14 protein-coding genes, 1 pseudogene and 1 riboswitch are annotated in these 17,567 nt (G+C 73.8%); of the genes and pseudogenes, 8 read left to right on the plus strand and 7 right to left on the minus strand.

Annotated features, from left to right (window positions below; translation table 11 throughout):
* The first annotated feature begins 134 nt into the window (after positions 1–134).
* On the plus strand, positions 135–1,346 hold the full coding sequence (locus KZX45_RS13865) for an amidohydrolase (RefSeq protein ID WP_248258342.1): 1,212 nt from the start codon (positions 135–137) through the stop codon (positions 1,344–1,346).
* A gap of 17 nt (positions 1,347–1,363) precedes the next feature.
* Here KZX45_RS13865 and KZX45_RS13870 read toward each other — a convergent pair whose 3' ends face one another.
* From KZX45_RS13870 to KZX45_RS13880, 3 genes are all read right to left on the minus strand, one after another.
* Positions 1,364–2,206 carry a type II CAAX endopeptidase family protein gene (locus tag KZX45_RS13870; RefSeq protein WP_248258343.1) on the minus strand — a complete coding sequence of 281 codons (843 nt, stop codon included), beginning with the start codon at positions 2,204–2,206 and terminating at the stop codon, positions 1,364–1,366.
* A gap of 136 nt (positions 2,207–2,342) precedes the next feature.
* Positions 2,343–3,116 (minus strand): DUF6544 family protein, encoded by a 774-nt coding sequence (locus tag KZX45_RS13875; RefSeq protein ID WP_248258344.1) that lies wholly within the window; start codon positions 3,114–3,116, stop codon positions 2,343–2,345.
* A gap of 195 nt (positions 3,117–3,311) precedes the next feature.
* Positions 3,312–3,998 carry a helix-turn-helix domain-containing protein gene (locus KZX45_RS13880; RefSeq protein WP_248258345.1) on the minus strand — a complete coding sequence of 229 codons (687 nt, stop codon included), beginning with the start codon at positions 3,996–3,998 and terminating at the stop codon, positions 3,312–3,314.
* A gap of 71 nt (positions 3,999–4,069) precedes the next feature.
* Here KZX45_RS13880 and KZX45_RS13885 point away from each other — a divergent pair, with 71 nt between their 5' ends.
* Entirely contained in the window at positions 4,070–5,008 is a 939-nt protein-coding gene (locus KZX45_RS13885; RefSeq protein WP_248258346.1) for an alpha/beta fold hydrolase, read from the plus strand.
* Between the two features lie 41 nt (positions 5,009–5,049).
* Here KZX45_RS13885 and KZX45_RS20020 read toward each other — a convergent pair.
* A pseudogene (locus tag KZX45_RS20020) lies at positions 5,050–5,367 on the minus strand (hypothetical protein); the annotation flags it as partial.
* A gap of 170 nt (positions 5,368–5,537) precedes the next feature.
* Here KZX45_RS20020 and KZX45_RS13895 point away from each other — a divergent pair.
* Together KZX45_RS13895 and KZX45_RS13900 are read left to right on the plus strand one after the other, a co-directional pair.
* On the plus strand, positions 5,538–7,856 hold the full coding sequence (locus KZX45_RS13895) for a tectonin domain-containing protein (protein WP_248258347.1): 2,319 nt from the start codon (positions 5,538–5,540) through the stop codon (positions 7,854–7,856).
* 264 nt (positions 7,857–8,120) lie between these two features.
* On the plus strand, positions 8,121–8,393 hold the full coding sequence (locus tag KZX45_RS13900) for a hypothetical protein (RefSeq protein WP_248258348.1): 273 nt from the start codon (positions 8,121–8,123) through the stop codon (positions 8,391–8,393).
* A 294-nt stretch (positions 8,394–8,687) separates the two neighbouring features.
* Here KZX45_RS13900 and KZX45_RS13905 read toward each other — a convergent pair whose 3' ends face one another.
* Together KZX45_RS13905 and KZX45_RS13910 are read right to left on the minus strand one after the other, a co-directional pair.
* Positions 8,688–9,581 (minus strand): SDR family oxidoreductase, encoded by an 894-nt coding sequence (locus KZX45_RS13905; protein ID WP_248258349.1) that lies wholly within the window; start codon positions 9,579–9,581, stop codon positions 8,688–8,690.
* 4 nt (positions 9,582–9,585) lie between these two features.
* Entirely contained in the window at positions 9,586–9,951 is a 366-nt protein-coding gene (locus KZX45_RS13910) for a hypothetical protein (protein ID WP_248258350.1), read from the minus strand.
* 361 nt (positions 9,952–10,312) lie between these two features.
* Here KZX45_RS13910 and KZX45_RS13915 point away from each other — a divergent pair, with 361 nt between their 5' ends.
* The 3 genes from KZX45_RS13915 (at position 10,313) to KZX45_RS13925 (ending at position 13,092) form a co-directional block, all read left to right on the plus strand.
* Complete coding sequence (locus tag KZX45_RS13915; protein ID WP_248258351.1) at positions 10,313–10,624, plus strand: DUF1905 domain-containing protein; 312 nt, start codon at positions 10,313–10,315, stop codon at positions 10,622–10,624.
* Positions 10,625–10,636: 12 nt separating this feature from the next.
* Complete coding sequence (locus KZX45_RS13920) at positions 10,637–11,686, plus strand: LLM class flavin-dependent oxidoreductase (RefSeq protein WP_248258352.1); 1,050 nt, start codon at positions 10,637–10,639, stop codon at positions 11,684–11,686.
* Between the two features lie 123 nt (positions 11,687–11,809).
* Positions 11,810–11,899, plus strand: a riboswitch (glycine riboswitch).
* Between the two features lie 143 nt (positions 11,900–12,042).
* Positions 12,043–13,092 (plus strand): DMT family transporter, encoded by a 1,050-nt coding sequence (locus KZX45_RS13925; protein WP_248258353.1) that lies wholly within the window; start codon positions 12,043–12,045, stop codon positions 13,090–13,092.
* Here the strand turns inward: KZX45_RS13925 and KZX45_RS13930 are convergent.
* Entirely contained in the window at positions 13,031–13,693 is a 663-nt protein-coding gene (locus KZX45_RS13930; RefSeq protein ID WP_248258354.1) for a GNAT family N-acetyltransferase, read from the minus strand. The genes KZX45_RS13925 and KZX45_RS13930 overlap by 62 nt on opposite strands.
* Positions 13,694–14,019: 326 nt before the next feature.
* Here KZX45_RS13930 and KZX45_RS13935 point away from each other — a divergent pair, with 326 nt between their 5' ends.
* Positions 14,020–17,538 (plus strand): phosphodiester glycosidase family protein, encoded by a 3,519-nt coding sequence (locus KZX45_RS13935; RefSeq protein WP_248258355.1) that lies wholly within the window; start codon positions 14,020–14,022, stop codon positions 17,536–17,538.
* Positions 17,539–17,567 lie beyond the last annotated feature (29 nt).

The following is a 17,567-nucleotide window of genomic DNA, read 5'->3' on the forward strand; positions in this document are numbered from 1 at the left end:
GGACTCGTCCGTCGCAGGGGTGTGGCCGGTGTGAGGGCGGCCACTCCTCGGGCTTGGCGGGGAACGTACCATCAGTGCCGGGCCTCGCCGACAGGGTGTCCGGCCCGGAACCCGCCGACCGGATCGGAGCCGCCATGGACCTCGCCCGACTTGCCGCGGACACCACCGGCGTGCGCTCGCGGATCGCCGCGGCCGTGGCGGCGCGGGCGGACGACGTCGTCGCGCTGGGCCGGGCCGTCCACGCCGACCCCGAGCTCTCCTTCGCCGAGCACCGGGCCGCGCGCGCCGTCGCGGAGCTGCTGCGCGCTGACGGCTTCGCCGTCGAGGCCGGGGTCGGCGGGCTCGAGACCGCGTTCACCGCGACGGCGGGCACCGGCCCGCTGACCGTCGCGCTGTGCGTCGAGTACGACGCGCTGCCGGACGTCGGCCACGCGTGCGGGCACAACCTCATCGCCGGGGCGGGAGTGGCCGCCGCGGTGGGGCTGCGCCCCCTGGTCGACGAGCTCGGCCTCACCCTCAAGGTGATCGGCACGCCGGCCGAGGAGCACGGCGGCGGCAAGACGGTGCTGCTCGACCGGGGCGTGTTCGACGACGTCGCGATGGCGCTGATGGTCCATCCGCTCCAGGAGGGGCTGAGCTACGACCCCGTGGGGACCACGTCGCAGGCGGTGGGCCGGTACCGCGCGACCTTCCGGGGACGGGCGGCGCACGCCGCGGCCGCGCCCCACCTGGCCGTCAACGCGGCGGACGCCGCCGTCGTCGCCCAGGTCGCCGTGGGGCTGCTGCGCCAGCAGCTGCCGTCCGACCACCGGGTCGCGCTCTTCGTCTCCGAGGCCGGGCACGCGACGAACATCATCCCGGACCGCGCCGTCGTCGACTTCGAGTGCCGCGCCTTCACCCTGCCGGAGTACGAGGCGCTGCTCGTGCGGGTCCGCCGGTGCTTCGAGGCCGGAGCCCTCGCCACCGGTGCCGAGCTCGAGATCACCGCGACCGAGCCGCTGTACGAGCCGCTCGAGCACGACCCTGGCCTGTGCGCCCGCTGGAGCGACGCCATCTCCTTCTTCGGTCACGACGTCGAGCCCGGCGCCGGGCTGGCGGGCGGGTCGACGGACATGGGCAACGTCTCCCGCCGGATCCCGAGCATCCACCCCTGGATCGGGGTGCCGGGCTGCGCCGCGCCCATCCACTCGCACGACTTCGCGGCGGTCGCCGACTCGCCCGCCGCGTACGACCTGATGCTCGAGGCCGGGGTGGCCATGGCATGGACGGTCGCCGCGGTGAGCGCCGACGAGGACGAGGTCCGGCGGCTGCTCGACGCCGCCGCGTCCCGCCGCGTGCGCGCCTGAGTCGAGAGGCCGCCGGTTCAAGGGGTGCCGAGGACCGCCGTCGCCGCCGTCCCACGGTCGAGGAGGGCCTTGCGGTTGACGACGGCGACCACGACCGCCGTCGCGACGAAGAGCCACATGTCCCACGGCTGGGCGTCGGGCCAGGTCGGGTTGTTCATCTGGGCGTGGAAGAGGAAGGCGACGAGCAGCGAGCCGCGGGCGGCGTTGAACATCGGGGTGAGGATCACGCTGATCGCGATGACGCCGAAGAAGAACGGCCAGAAGTCCCAGGCCGACTGCTTGGTGCCGCTGAGCAGGAACGACGGCGTGTGCCACAGCGCGATGACGACGCCGAGCACGAGGCTCGCCCACAGCGGGGCGAGGCGCCGCTGGAGGAGCGGCAGCGCGACCCCGCGCCAGCCGAGCTCCTCGATGGGGCCGATGAGGAACATCGGCAGCAGGGCTGGCAGAACCGTGTACCAGGGCGAGAACGGGAACGGGTCGCCCAGGTTCCCGGTGATCGCGGCGCCGGCGTAGAACACCGCGGGCATGCCCACGAGGAGCACGAGCCACCAGGCGAGCGACATCCGCCGGAGCGCGAACCGACGGAAGAACGCCCCGAGCCCGGCCGGCCCGTGGTGACGGGCCACCAGGAGCACGCCGACGATGCCGGGCGTGTAGACCATGAAGATGAAGACCGGGTTCGTGTAGCCCATCGGCCCGAGGACGGTGTCGAGCCGCTCCTGGAAGAACACATAGAGGATGCCCGCGCCCCAGGAGAGACCGAAGGTGGCGAGGAAGAAGGTGCGGAGCGAGCGGACGGTGAGTCCCGTCGTCGCCGGCTCGGTGCTCGGGCGGCGCGTGGGTGTGCGGGCGGACATGGTGACCCCTCTGGATCGAATCGGACGTGGGCGGCCGGAAGGCCGTTGAAACCGTCTCAGCACGGGCCGGCGCGGCGGTATCGGGGTCTGCCCTGGTCCGACCCTGGCCCGCCCCTGACCTCCGGCCGTCATGGAATCAGCGGTGCACGACGTCGTCGACGGCCAGGCGGATGAACGCTCCCTGGCCCGCGTAGTCGTCTCCGTACCCGGCGACCACCCGGGTCGGGACGGTGAAACCGCCGAAGGTGCCCTCCGCGAGCGTGCGCGCGCCGAACGTGTGCCACTGCCACGGTCCGCCGTCGAGCCGGGCCCAGCGGCGCGTGGTGCAGCTGCGAAGGACGCCGCCGTCGTCGATCCGCAGCGTGCACTCCCGGACCTCGCCGGCGACCGGCACGAGCGCCACCACCTCGGTGTCCGAGACGTCGCGCCAGCGGACCGACGGGTCCAGCGCCGTCGCGGGGGACCAGCAGATCTCGCTCGCCGCGCGGGCGCCGGCGCTGCGCGCGAGGTCCGCGCCGGACGCCCGCACCACGGGGACCAGCCCGAGCAGGCGGTGCGTCATCTCCGCGCGCTCGCCGTGGAGGCGGTCGACGCCCACCAGCGGCACGCCGAGCAGGCTGGTCCGCACCGGCCACACGTAGCCCCGCAGCGGGTCCAGGGCCTGGCGGGACCGGATCGGCCACCACCTGCCGCCCAGCCGGATCTGTCCGTGCTGGCGCATCTCGACCCGACGGCGCAGCGGCGTCCCGGGGGCGACGGCGTGGTCGAGCCAGCGGCGGGCCGGGGCCGGCAGGCCCAGGGCCATGGCGGGGTCGTACGGCTCCGGGTCGGGCGTGGGGGTGAGGAGGTCGTCCCAGTCGGACCGGGCGGCGCGCGGCACGGCCGGGAGAGACCTGGTCGCCGTCGTCATCGCGCGTTCGCACCTCCGTCGTCTCCCACTGTCCTCGGACGGCGACCGGGCGCCACGGACGAACGTCCCCGGCGTGGGCGTCCGGCCCGAGCGGTCTGCGGCCAGGAGCGTCCAGCCCCGGGGCGGGACCGGGCCGCCTCCATGCGGCGAGCCCATCGGCGAGACCGCGGGCGCATCACCGTTCCGGCGGCGGGGTCAACGCCGCAGGTCGGCGCCCGCCGGAGCGGACCCGTGCGGGGCGAACCAGGACGGCAGCAGGCGGCGAAGGTCCGCGACACCGGCCGTGGTGAGCGACCCGTCCGCGAGCGCGTCCGGCCAGTCCTGCCGCCCGCGCGCCAGCGCCAGCAGCGTCGCGAGGGAGCACCGCAGGTAGACGTACCGGCCGGCGTCCAGCAACGGATCGGTCAGGCACGCGTACGGCGGAACACCCTCCTGCAGCACCAGCCAGTAACGCCGATCGTGCTCGAGCGGCCAGAGCTCCAGCACCACGGGTTCGGCGGGCAGGTGCCCCGTGCGCACCCGCTGGGCCAGCCATCCGAGCACGACGTCGGGGTCGCGCTCCACCATGGCGGGGTCGTCGGGTAGCCAGGTCTCGGCCCAGTCGCGCAGGGCGAAGAGCACGGGCATCAGCCCGCCACCGACATCGGTCAGGCGATAGCCGGCGGCCCCGTCCCGCGAGACGAGCCCCAGCGTCTCGAGCCGCCGGAGCCGCTCGGCGAGCACCGAGCGGGAGATGTGGCCCGGCAGGGAACGGATCAGCTCGTTGAAGCCCAGGGGCCCGAACACCCCGAGCTGGCGCACGACGAGGAGGCTCCAACGGTCACCGAGGTGGTCGATGGCCTTGGTGAAGGAGCAGTAGCCGGGTAGCTCCCGCGCGCCCACCGTCCCAGTCTCCCACCGGCGGTTCGAAACGCGAACTATGCGCACCCTGCCGCCGGACCGATGGTGGGTGCATGGACGTGCTCCACCACCGCGCGGCGGCGTCGCGGCACACCCCCGCGACGGAGGAGGTCTACCGCCGGATGCTGGACGCTGCCGGCGTGGACGGGCGGTTCGTCGCACGTCCGTCGGGGCGCCTCGTGCACGTGGTGGCGGCCGGCGACGGACCTCCGGTGGTGCATCTGCACGGCACCAACACCTCGTCGCTCTCCCACCTGATGCTCGTGGGCCGGATGCCCGCCCTGCGCTCCTACCTCGTCGACCGGCCCGGGTGCGGCCTCAGCGATGCGGACCCGTTCCGGCCGGGGCGCTTTCGTGAGTACGGCGTCGGCTTCGTCGGCGACGTGATGGACGCCCTGGACCTCGACGCCGCGGTCCTCGTGGGCGCCTCGGGCGGGGGCATCTGGGCCACCTGGTACGCCCTTGCCCACCCGGAGCGGGTCCGCGGAATGGTCATGCTGGGCTCCGTGCCGACCCTGCCCGGTGGCCGGCCGCCCCGCACGATGCGGCTGGCCGCGACCCCGGGCATCGGCGACCTCATGGTCCGAGCGGTGCGGCCCGGCCGTCGGACGATGCTGCAGATCATGACCTCGATGGGCGAGGCCGAGACCATCGGGCGGCACCCCGACCTGTTCGACTCCCTCGTCGCCGGCGCCCGCGACCCCGTCGCGACCCGGGCCAACCTGGCTGAGCTGCGGGCGCTGATCTCCCCGCGCGGCATCCTGCCCAGCATGCGGTTCACCCGCGAGGACCTCCGGCGGCTGGCCGTGCCGACCCTCATGATCTGGGGTGATCGCGATCCGGTTGTGCCGCTCGCGCGGGCGCGCGCGGCCGCCACCGAGATCCCCGACGCCCGCCTCGAGGTGCTGCCGGCCGGGCACGTGCCCCAGCTGGGCAACCCGGACCGGGTGGCCGCGCTGCTGGAGGAGTTCGCAATGACGGCATGGGAGTGACCTGCGCGCAGCACCAGGACCACCAGCCTGTCGTCCTCGATCTCGTAGCTGACGCGGTAGTCGCCGGTCCGCGCCCGCCACTCACCCGCCCCGCCGGCGAGCCGGATGGCCGCGGGGGGACGTCTGCCTTGACCTCGTCCCACGGGACGGGCGCCTCCGCCGTCGTGCGCATCTCCTCGCGGGCGGCCTCGGCCGCGAGGATGTCCTCCATGCCCTCCGCCAGCTCGGTGAGGCGGTCCAGCTCCTCGGCGTCGACGTCGCCGCGACACGCTTCCCGCGACGCATGACGTAGACGGGGCGATGGCTGCTCGTCGCGTGCTCGAGGACGCCGGCAAGGCGCTCCCGTGCCTGGGAGACACTCAGCTCCTCCGGCTCTTTCATGTACGTCTCGTAGGCGTCGTGGAAGTACAGCAGCGTCGCGGCCTGCGACCTCGCACCGGCTTCCTCCGGGACCGTTGACGCGCCTCGAAGCCGTGAGGAGACTGATTGCCGTCCCGGGGTTCGCCCATCGAGCGCTAGGGGGCACGCCGTGTCTCGGGAGATGCTGGTCTACGCACGCGACACCGCCGCCGCGAGGACGGAGGTCGCCGAGGCGGGCGGGCGCACGTTGCTGGAGGCAGCGCCGCACCTGCTGGTCATCTCGGTGCCGGACGAGGTGAGCGTCGGCTCGATCGCCGCCGTCACGGAGGACCTCTCTGGGCTGGACGAGGACGAGCAGCTGGTCGCCGACGCGTGGCACACCCGGTTCGGCGCCGTGTCCCGCCCGGAGGAACGGCAGGCCCGCGCGGCCCGGCAACGGGTGGTCCCCTGGGACGCGCCGGGCCGCACCCCGCCGCAGCACCTCCAGGAGGAGGCGGCACAAGAACGCTCGGTCACTCTGCCGCCGTCGACCGCGGAGAGCCGCGGCGACACTGCTCGCTCCACCGACACCCCTACCAGCGTGGTGCTCACCGGTTCGGTGGCCGTGGGCCTCGTGGTGGTCTCCGGGCCGGCCACGCCGCCCTACTGGCTCCCGCTGCACGGGGCGCTCAAGCATGTCTCCGTCAGCGCCTCCGGCGAGGTCTGGGGCGTCAACGCGAACGACCAGATCTACCGCCTGAACGCGTCCAGCCTCACGTGGGAGCAGATGCCGGGAGCACTGGCACAGGTCTCGTCCGGTTCCGAGGTCTGGGGGGTCAACGCCGAGGACGAGATCTACCGGTGGAACGGCAGCTCCTGGACGCAGGTCTCCGGTGCGCTCAAGCACGTCTCGGTGGGCGACGACGGCACTGTCTGGGGCGTCAACGCCGAGGACGAGATCTACCGGTGGAACGGCAGCTCCTGGACGCAGGTCTCCGGTGCGCTCAAGCAGATCTCGGTCGCCGACACCAGCACGGTGTGGGGCGTCAACGCCGAGGATGAGATCTACCGGTGGAACGGCAGCTCCTGGACGCAGGTCTCAGGTGCGCTCAAGCACGTCTCGGTCGCCGCGGACGGGTCGGTCGTCGGTGTGAACGCCGACGACAAGATCTACCGCTACCTCGGCGACAGCCAGTGGGAGCAGCTCCCCGGCAGCCTCAAGCAGGTCTCGGCCAGCTCCGCGGCCGTGCAGTGGGGCGTCAACCACGAGGACGAGATCTTCAGGCACGACCCGTCGCTGAGCCTCACGTTCAGCAGCAGCGAGCGGTCACTCGTCGTGTCGGAGGTACTCGAGGCCCTGACGTACCTGGCTACGGAGGGCGCGAGCCAGAACGTCACCTTCACCCTGGACTGGCACTTCCCCACCGTCGACGTCGCCACCGGGAACGGACACGACTACGAGCCGATGGAGGCGCCCTGGCGGGACGCCGCGCTGCAGCAGCTCGGCTTCCCCGGCTCGCGTGCCGGGTCTCGGCAGTTCGTGCAGTCTCTGCGGTCCGGGCTCGGCACCGACTGGGCCTACGCGGCGTACTTCACCAGGTACCCCCTGCACCACTTCGCCTACGCCGGCCAGGAGCGGCTGGTGATGGAGTACCTGAACGACGGGTGGGGACCCAACGAGATCAACAAGGTGTTCGCGCACGAGACCGGCCACATCTTCGGCGCCGCCGACGAGTACGGCACCTGCGGCTGCGGTGCCTCCGGGCACAATCAGATCCCCAACAACAACTGCAAGAACTGCACGTCCAACCAGGTCGCGTGCCTGATGAACGCCAATACGCTCACCCTGTGCCCATGGACCCGAGGCCAGCTGGGCTGGCCCCTGTGGGACTCGGTCGCGGGCGCCCTCAAGCACGTCTCCGTCGGCGCGGACGGGACGGTGTGGGGCGTGAACGCCAGCGACAAGATCTACCGCCGCGACGGCAACGCCTGGACGCAGGTCTCCGGCGCCCTGAAGCAGATCTCGGTCGGCAACGCGGCGAACGTCTGGGGCGTCAACAAGGACGACAAGATCTACCGGCGCACCGGTGACACCTGGACCCGGGTGCCCGGAGCGCTCAAGCACGTCTCCGTCGCCGCGGACGGGACCGTCTGGGGCGTGAACGCCAGCGACAACATCTACCGCCGCGACGGCAACGCATGGACGCAGGTGCCCGGGGCGCTGCGACAGATCTCGTCGGGGAATGCGGCCGCAGTGTGGGGCGTGAACGCCGGAGGGAACATCTACCGGCGCACCGGAAGTTCGTGGACGCAGGTTCCCGGATCGCTCAAGCACGTCTCGGTGGCAGCCGACGGCACGATCTGGGGCGTGAACTCCGCGGACAGGATCTACCGGTGGACGGGCGCCGCGTGGGAGCAGTTCCCCGGTGCACTGAAGCAGGTGTCGGTGGGGGCGTGGGGGCTCGTCTGGGGCGTGAACGCCTCCGACAAGATCTACCGGCTCATCTAGTGCGGCCGCCGCGTCGTCGCTGTGCTGGCGTGGCTGCGGGGACAGCGCGGCGCCCGGGCTGCGTGGACCGGTGCCCCGCCGCAGCGGTCACGCCCGGGACGGAGCGTCCCGGCCGCAGGCGCCGGTACCCGCCGCCGGGCGGCACCCTCCCGGCGCCGGAAGTGTGACGCATCTCCGGCCCGGGCGGTGCCGGGCGGGCGCGCTCCCGCCGTCGTTTTCCGATATACCGGTAGAAGACTCCCACCGCCGTCGAAGGACCAGACGATGACCGACCCCACCGCGACCATGCACGTGCACACCACACCCGACGGTCACCACTACCTCGTCGAGGGGCCCGAGGAGACGTGCCCCGCGGCCGAGCACGTCCGGGTCGGCGCCGACACGTCGACGCGGGACGGGCGGCGCACGGGGACGGACCGCGGCCGACGGCGCACCCCCGCCGTCGTGCAGATCGCCACGATCGCGCTGGTCACCTACGCCGTCGCGCTCGGGCTCGTCCGCGTCGGTACGGCAGTGCTCGGCGGCAAGAACCGCTGACGACCGCCAGCCGGCAGCACGCCTCCGCCGAGCAGCACGCGTCGCCGAGTTCGAGCGGCTCAACCGCCGTGCGGGTCAGCGCGCACACCGAGACGAACGAGATCGAGGGTTTGGCTCGAAATCGTCGATGCACGAACCAGAACCTCGATCTCGTGGCGGTTCGGTCCTCCGCAGGCGTGAGGCTGCCACTGTTCGCCAGCCCGCGCGCGTGAGGCTGCCCGTCGGTGCGCGCTGAGGCTGCCGCGCCCCGCCCGTCGGCGCAGTGGGCCGCTCGCTCGCGGTCCGGCCGGGCGCTCAGCGCCGCAGGCGCGCCACCGCCGACCAGAACACCATCTTGGCCACTGCCGCCGGGCTGTAGCGGACCCCGTTCTCGTATGGCCCCTCGCCGCGGAGGACCGCGTCGGCGCCGCCGTCGACGAAGAGCACCTGCCCCGTCATGAAGGCGTTCTCCTCCGCCAGCGTCCAGGCGATCGCGCTCGCGACCGCTCGGACGGGTCCGGGAATACCTAGCGGCTGGGGCAGCGCCTCGGCGAGGACTCGCGCCTGTGCGGCGTTGCCGAGCACCGTGCGCCGGGCGGTCTGGGTGTCGACGACGCCCGGTGCCACCGCGTTCAGCGTGATCCCCGCGCCGGCCCACCGTGCATCCGCGGCCTGACGGCGGACCCAGCGGTTCAGCGCGATCTTCGTCGAACGGTAGATGACCCCGCCGCGCCCCTGCCCGGCCGCACCCCCGGCGGCCGCCCGCGCCACGGCCTCATCCCCGGCCAGGCAGGCCTCGACGATGCTGAGGTCGCCGGCCGAGAGCGCCGAGGCGGAGGTGACCACGGTCGCGCGGGGGGCGGGCCGGCGGGCCAGCAGGGGACGGAGCCCCTCGAGGACCGCGGTCGTGCCGAAGTAGTTCACCGAGACGGTGGCCGGACCTCGGTCGTCGATCCCGGCGACCAGGGCGACGCCGTCGACCCCGCCGGGAGCCAGCCGCTCCACCGCCGCCACGAGCGCGGTGCGTCCGCTCCTCGTGACCAGGTCGGCGCGCACGTCGACCGCGTCCCCGAGCCCGCAGGTGATCACCCGGTCACCGGCGGCCCGCAGCAGGCCGACCAGCTCGGCGCCGATGCCGGAGTCGGCGCCGGTGACGACGTGCGTGCGCCGGGTCGGGGTGGGGGTCTGCGGGACGGCGTCCTGGGTCACGGGCTCACCCTTCCAGAGTCCGGCGGGAGGTCACCACCAGCAGACCGTCCTCGGTGCGCACCGCGGTCCGCAGGCCGGGGACGTCGAGGGAGCGGGCCACGCGGTCGGCCACGCCGTCGTGCGGCCGCCCGTGCGGCAGCTCGTGGACGAGGCAGAGGCGCCCGCCCGGCCGTAGGTGGAAGGCGAGCGCGGCGGCCTCGCGCACCGCGAGCCGGGTCCAGAAGACGTTGACGTTGACGGCCAGCGCGAGGTCGAAGACGGCGGCCGCGCCGAGGGCGGCCGTCAGGTCGGCGACGTCCCCCTCCACGACGGTCAGCCGCCCCGCCTCGACGAACCGGGCGTTGCGCCGGTCGGGTCCGGTCGACCGCACGGGCGGACCGGTCGACGGCGGTGCAGACCAAGTGTGTAGGTGCCGAGGAGCAATTCGATCGCCGCCCCGGTGCCGCTGCCGATCTCGAGGACCCGCTCGTCGCCGGCGGGGGCGAGGTGCCGGACCGCGGCGCGGATCCGGGTCGGCACGCGAGCCACGGCACCACCTTCTCGTCGTCCGGGCCGGCGAGCCGGCGTCTCGCGCGACCGCCGGATCGGTCGGTACGCAGAGAGCGTGCCCCTCCCGGCCGGGCGGGGGCACGGCATTTTCGAGCGACGGCGTGCGGCCGGCGTCTCGCGCGTCCGTCGTGGCCGGCGCCAGACCGGTTGACCCGCGGGCCGGGCGCCAGGAGCATGCCGCCGTGACCTACGAGTTCGACGCCGAGCTGTGGCTGTGGGACGCCCGGCAGATGGACACCTGGACGTTCGTCTCGCTGCCCGCGGAGATGGCGGACGAGATCCTCGAGCTGTCCGCCCCGTACGAGCGCGGGTTCGGCTCGGTGCGGGTGGAGGTCGCCGTCGGGAGGACGGTGTGGCGGACGTCGGTCTTCCCCGACAGCGGCCGGCGCACGTACGTGCTTCCGATCAAGAAGGCGGTGCGGAAGGCGGAGGGGCTCGAGGCGGGGGACACGGCGCGGGTCCGGCTGACGCTGCTCGACGTCGGAGCCGGCTGAGAGGATGCGGCCATGACGACGGACGGCGGGACCCACCGCAAGCGCATCGGCTTCCTCTCGTTCGGGCACTGGCAGCCGGTGCCCGGCTCCCAGACCCGCACGGCCGCCGACGCCCTGCTGCAGACCATCGAGCTCGCCGTCGCCGCGGAGGAGCTGGGCATCGACGGCGCGTACGTGCGCGTCCACCACTTCGCCCGCCAGCTCGCCTCGCCCTTCCCGCTGCTCTCCGCCGTCGCCGCACGCACCTCCCGCATCGAGATCGGCACCGGCGTGATCGACATGCGCTACGAGCACCCGCTCTACATGGCCGAGGAGGCGGCGGCCGCCGACCTCATCAGCGGCGGGCGCCTCCAGCTCGGCGTCAGTCGCGGCTCGCCCGAGACGGCGCTGCGCGGGTACGAGTCCTTCGGGTACGTCCCGGCGGAGGGCCAGAGCGACGCCGACATGGCCCGCGCGCACACCGAGCTCTTCCGCGCCGCGATCGACGGCGCGGCGGTGGCGCGCGCGAACCCGCGGATGACGGGGAGCGAGGCGCCGCTCGCGATTCAGCCGCTCTCGCCGGGCCTGCCCGACCGGATCTGGTGGGGCTCGGGGACCCGGGCCACCGCCCGGTGGACGGCGGAGCAGGGGATGAACCTGATGAGCTCGACGCTGCTGAGCGAGGACACCGGCGTGCCGTTCGACGAGCTGCAGGCGGAGCAGATCGAGCACTACCGCCAGGCCTGGCGCGAGGCGGGGTGGGAGCGCGAGCCGCGCGTCTCGGTCAGCCGCAGCGTCATCCCGCTCGTCACCGACCTGGACCGGGCCTACTTCGGCGGCCGGGAGGACGAGCGGCACGACCAGGTCGGCATGCTCGAGGGCGTGCGGGCACGGTTCGGCAAGAGCTACACCGGCGAGCCGGACGTCATCGCGGAGGAGCTGAGCAATGACGCGGCCGTGGCGGCGGCGGACACGGTGCTGCTCACGGTGCCGAACCAGCTGGGGGTGGACTACAACGCCCAGCTGTTGGAGAACATCGCCCGGCACGTGGCGCCGGCGTTCGGGTGGTCGCCGGCCGGGTGAGCCCGCCGCGGGGGACCGGGGGCGCCGCGGCTGGGTGACCCGGGTGGCCAGCCTCACGCGTGCGCTCCGCGTCCGACGCCGTCCGATGGGAGATACTTGAGTCTCGACAACTGAACATGCCACCGAACCGCGGCGGGAGAGTCCCGCTGTTGCGGGCGCCGAAGGAGCAACCTCCCCGGGAATCTCTCAGGCCCCCAAGACCGCCGCCGGCGAGGCTCCTCTGGAAAGCAACCCCCGCGGGGGTTCACCGACGGTGTAACCGGGCCACGGCCCGCGAAAGCTCTCAGGTCCGATGACAGAGCGGGGAACGACCCACCCGCCGCGCGCCTCCGCGCGCACCTGTCCTGAGGAGTTCTGTGGCACTGTCGGCCGACGCGCCCGCGCGCGTCCACGAGATCACCCGTCCCGGCGCCGCGCCGGCTCACCCCACAGCCGCGCAGCCCGTACCGGCTCACGCCGCAGCCGGGCCCACCCGCCCGGCCCCGGCCGGCGACCCGGCCCGCAACCGCCGTCTCGGCGTCGTCGCGATCGTCGTCTCCGCCACCGCCATGGGCACCGCCGGCGTGTTCGGCCGCCTGGCCACCCCGTCCGGCGCGCTGATCGGCGAGGCGCTGACGATGGGCCGCATGCTGGTCGGCGCCGTCGGGATGCTGGTCATCCTCGCCGTCGGCCGCCGCCTCGGCGTCCTGCGCCGCACGCGCCTGTCCTGGTCCGTCGCGCTCGGCGGCGTCTTCCTCGGGCTGTCGCTGGCGACGCTGCTCTCCGCGACGGTGCTCATCGACCTCGCCCTCGCCGTGGCGCTGCACTACCTCGGGCCGGTCCTCTCCGCGTCCCTGGCCTGGGTGCTGCTCAAGGAGTCGATGACCCGCGTCGAGGTCGTCTCCCTCGTCATCAGCTTCGCGGGGATGACCCTGGCGGCCGGTCTCGTCGGCGGCGACCCGGCCGTGGCGTCCGGCCAGGAGGCCCTGGGTCTGGGGCTGGGCGTGGCCTCCGGGATCTTCTACGGGGCGGCGCTGCTGTGCTACCGGTACCGCACGGACATGCCGGCGGACGTGCGCAGCTTCTGGAACTTCGCCTTCGGCGCCCTGGGGACCGCGGCCCTGGTGGCCGTGGTGCGGCCCGACCTGTCCGGGATGACGGCGACCCACTGGGCGTGGGCCGCCGCGTTCTTCCTCGTCTGCGGGCTCCTCGCCCTGGGCCTGCTGGTCGTGGCCGGCAAGCACCTGCGCGCCGCCGAGCTCTCCGGCCTGTCCTACTGGGAGGTCGTGGTGGCGCTGCTGCTCGGTGCCGCCCTGTTCGGCGAGGGCGTCTCGGCGCTCGCCGCCGCCGGGGCCGGGCTCATCGTCATCGCGGGCGTCGTCCCGCTCCTTGGTCCTGCACGAGCCTCATCGACACGAGCTCGGTGAATCCGGCGCGCCGGGCGAAGCGCACCTTCCGGCGCTTGTGCACCGTGAAGCCGAGCCTGGCGTAGAGCCCGAGGGCGGGGGCGTTGGTGTCCTTGATGTCCTCGAGCACGTACTCGCGGTAGCCGGGCAGCGCCACCAGGTGACGCAGCAACGCGGTGGCGACCCCGCGACCCTGGTGGGCCGGCTCGGTGGCGACGAACCCGATCTCGGCGAGCCCCGGCCGGGCGCCGGCGGACGCGCGCATGAACCAGCCCCGGATCACGACGTAGGCGAGCAGCCCCCGTGCGAGCCCGAGGTGACGCCGGATCTCCCGCCATCGCGGCGCGAACAGCGACTGGCCGCCCTCGGTGAGCGAGGCGAGGCCGGCGGGCTCGCCGTCCACGAGGGCGACGTAGAACCGGTCGAGCAGCAGCATGTGCTCGAAGGCGTCGGCCAGCCGGCCGGTGTCGCGCGAGAACGCGACGAAGTCCTCCGCGAAGCTGCGCACGTAGACCTCGGTGATGCGGCGCCGGTATCCCTCGCCGAGCTCGTCCCCCCGCTCGACGACGACCATCGTCCCGTCCACCTCGTCCACCTCGTCCACCTCGTCCACCTCGTCCACCCGTCCATCCCGCCGTCGCGCGGACCTCACGGGCTTGGATCCGACCGGCTCCGCTCCTGCGAGATGCCCTGCGTGGGCACCACCGAACGCGTCGCGCTCGGACCCATCTGAGTACGGGACCGGCAGGACCGCCAACCTTTTTCGGCCGGTCCTCGGATGCGAGCGCGCGTCGCCGGCGTCGCCCGCACCGTGGCAGGTACCGGCCGTGGCCACAACCGCTCACCCCCCGTTCATCACCGAGCCATATCCCCTCGCTACGGTCGGAAACCGCGGCCGGACGACGACGTCCGGGCCGCGCCAACCAGAACCGATCACCCGGGGGAACCGTGCACCTGCCCGCCCGAAGACTGACCGCCGCGCTCGCCGGCGCCGGCCTCTGCCTCACCGCCGTCGGCGCGCTGCCGGCGCTGGCCGGCACCGAGCCGGAGGCCGAGACCCTCGCCGAGCTCGTGACCGTCGGCGACGCCGGCGGCCTCGACCTCGACGCCGACGGCTCCGTGCTCCACGAGGTCTCCACCCAGGCGGTCGCGCCGGGGCTGGACCTGACCAGCTTCCAGCGCCTGGAGGAGAAGGGCTGGACGTCGGGCAACATCCTCAAGGCCGACCTCACCGAGCCGACCCTGAGCATGAAGGTCCTCGACTCCGGCGCCACCACCGCGCCGGCCACCGTGCTCGATCAGGTCCGGGGCACCGGGGCGGTCGCCGCCGTCAACGGCAACCACTTCGACATGAACTTCACCAACGCCCCGATCTTCACCACGATCAGCGACGGCGAGATCATCAACGGCTACAGCCAGGCCTACCCGGCGTTCACCCTCACCGACGGCGTCGCCGCCATCGAGTACCTCTCCGCCTCCGGCACCCTCACCGCCGGCGACGCCACCCACGAGCTCGCCGGCCTGAACCGCGCGACCGTTCCGGCCAACTCGATCGGCGTCTACAACGAGCGGTGGGGGAGCGCCTCCCTCGACCGCCCCGCCGGCGTGCCCGGCGAGACCGACGTCGCGACCGCCGTCGTCTCCGGCGGCACCGTCACCGCTGTGTCTGCCGGGGCCGGCGTGCCCGCGTTCCCCACAGGCGGTCAGGTCCTGCTGGGCCGCGGGACCGGTGCGGCCGCCCTGCGCGCCCTCGAGGTCGGCCAGGCCGTGGAGGTCACGGTCTCCCCGAGCTCCGACGTCGACCTGGGCATCGGCGGCAACGTCCCGCTGGTCCTGGACGGCGCGCTCGCGGACTTCCCGGACGAGCCCGTCGCCGCCCGCACCGTCCTCGGACTGACCGAGGACGGCTCCGAGCTGCTCGTCGCCACGGTCGACGGGCGCAGCGCCACCGCCCGCGGCCTGACCCGCGTGGAGATGGCCGAGCTGATGATCGACCTCGGCGCCCACAACGCCGTCAACATCGACGGCGGCGGCTCCACCACCATGGTCGCCCGCCCCGCAGGCGGCACCGAGCCCGAGCTGGTCAACGTCCCCTCCGACGGCTCCCAGCGCGTGGTGGCCAACTCCCTGGCGTTCTTCTCCTCCGCCGACACCGAGGAGCTGACCGACGTCGCCGTGCGCCCCGTGCTGGACGGCGAGGACGCCCACCACGTCATCCCCGGCCTGCACCGCACCGTCGAGGGCGTCGGTCTGTCCGACCAGCTCGCCGGCACCGACGCCGAGGGCCGGTTCACCGTCACCTCGCCGGGCTCGCTGCCGAACGGCGCCGACGCCAACGCGGTCATCACCGGGCAGACGAAGACCGGTGCCGTCCTCGAGGGCGTCACGCCCGGCCCGGCCACCGTCACCTACAAGGCGTCCGGCCTGACCGGCGCCACGAACCTCACCGTGCTCGGGCCCCTCGACCACGTCACCGCCTCGACGTCGCAGATCGCCATGGAGGGCGAGGGCGACACCGCCACCATCTCCCTCACCGGTCACGACGCCGACGGCTTCTCCGCGCCGATCGAGGTCTCCGACGTCGAGGCCTCCGTCGCCGAGGGCTTCACCATCGAGCCGGCCGGCCCGGGCGCCTTCACCATCACCGCGACCACGGGCTCCGGCTCCGCGCTCGCCCAGCTCGAGGTGGCCGGGACCGTGGTCCAGGTCCCCGTGACCGTGGGCCTGACCACCAGGCCCGTCACCGACCTGGCCGACGGCGCCGCCTGGCGCTTCGAGCAGGCGCGAGCCACCGGCACGCTCACCGTGGCGGAGGGCCCGGCGGGCCAGCCGGCGCTGCGGCTGACGCACGACTTCACGACGTCGACGGCGACGCGCGGCTCCTACGCCGTCGCGCCCGCGCCCATCCCCGTGCCCGGGCAGCCGCAGGCGATCACGATGCTGATCGACGGCGACGCCACCGGCGCCTGGCCGCGCCTGCAGGTGCGCGACGGCGACGGGGTGGTCAAGCAGCTCGACGGCCCGATGGTCACGTGGGAGGGCTGGAAGGAGACCACCTTCCCCGTCCCGGCGGGGACCGCGTTCCCCCTCACGCTCGAGCGCGTGCGGATCATGGAGACCCGGTCCACCGCGAGCTACCGGGGCGACGTCGCGTTCACGGACATCGCCGCGGTCGTCGCTCCCGACGTCGAGCAGCCGGTGGTCGCGCCCGTGCACGACCCGGTGATCGTCACCGACGGGACCGTGGACGGGTACGCCCAGCGGATCGCGGTGATGTCCGACGCGCAGTTCGTCGGGCGGGCGCCCGACTCCGACACCGTCGCGGCCGCCCGTCGCACGCTGCGGGAGATCGTCGCCGAGGACCCGGACCTGCTCGTCGTCAACGGCGACCTGGTCGACGAGGGCGCCCCCGTCGACCTCGACCTCGCCCGGCGGGTGCTCGAGGAGGAGGTCGGCGACGCCGTCCCGTACCTGTACGTGCCCGGCAACCACGAGATCATGGGCGGCTCGATCGGGGCCTTCGAGGCGGCCTTCGGGCCGGCGCAGAACGTGGTGGACGTGGCCGGCACGCGGGTCATCACGCTCGACACCTCCGCCGGGTCCCTCCGGGCCGGCGGGCTGGACCAGATCCGGCTGCTGGAGGACTCCCTCGCCTCGGCGGCCACCGACCCCGCGGTCACCGGCGTGGTGGTGTTCTTCCACCACCCGACCGAGGACCCGCTGCCCGACGACGCCTCGCAGCTCTCCGACCGGTACGAGGCCGCGGCGGTCGACACCCTGCTCGGCGGCTTCCGGGCGTCGGCCGGGAAGTCCGTCGCCGCGGTCAACGCCCACGTCGGCGCTTTCCACGCCCGCAGCTTCGACGGCGTCTCCAACGTCATCAACGGCAACTCGGGCAAGTCCCCGGCCTCCACGCCCGAGAACGGCGGGTTCACCGGGTGGACGCTGCTCGGCATCGACCCGGCCGACGGCGTGGTCGGCGAGAACCCGGCACCCGTGGCCGACCGGCTGGACTGGATGCGGGCGGAGGTCCGCGCCCGGGTGGACGCGCTCGCGCTCGACGTGCCGGTCGAGCTCACGCTCGGGGAGACCGCCGTCGTCCGCGGGACGGTCACGCAGGACGGCACTCGCGCGGTGCCGGTGGCCTGGCCGATGAGCGCCGACTGGGCGGGGGAGGGCGTGACCGTCGCCGCCGCGTCCGGTGCCGAGCTCGAGGGCGAGGCGGCGGTGCTGCGCCTCAACCCGGCCACCGGTGAGCTGACCGCCGTCGGGTCGGGCACCGCCACGGTGCGGCTGACCGTCAACGGGGTCACCGAGGAGGTCACCGTCACCGTGCCCGCGGTGGAGGCGCCCGCGTGCGAGACGCCCGGCTCGGCCCCGACCGGGGCGCCCGGCGGCGCGGGCGAGAACACCCAGGCGCTCGAGCGTGGCCTGGGCAAGCCGCCGTGGGGCCGCTGCGGGGAGTGATCCCGCCCGGCCCAGCGGCCGGGTGATCG

Origin of the sequence: Georgenia sp. EYE_87, from assembly GCF_023148685.1 — a bacterium.
Classification (GTDB): domain Bacteria; phylum Actinomycetota; class Actinomycetes; order Actinomycetales; family Actinomycetaceae; genus Georgenia.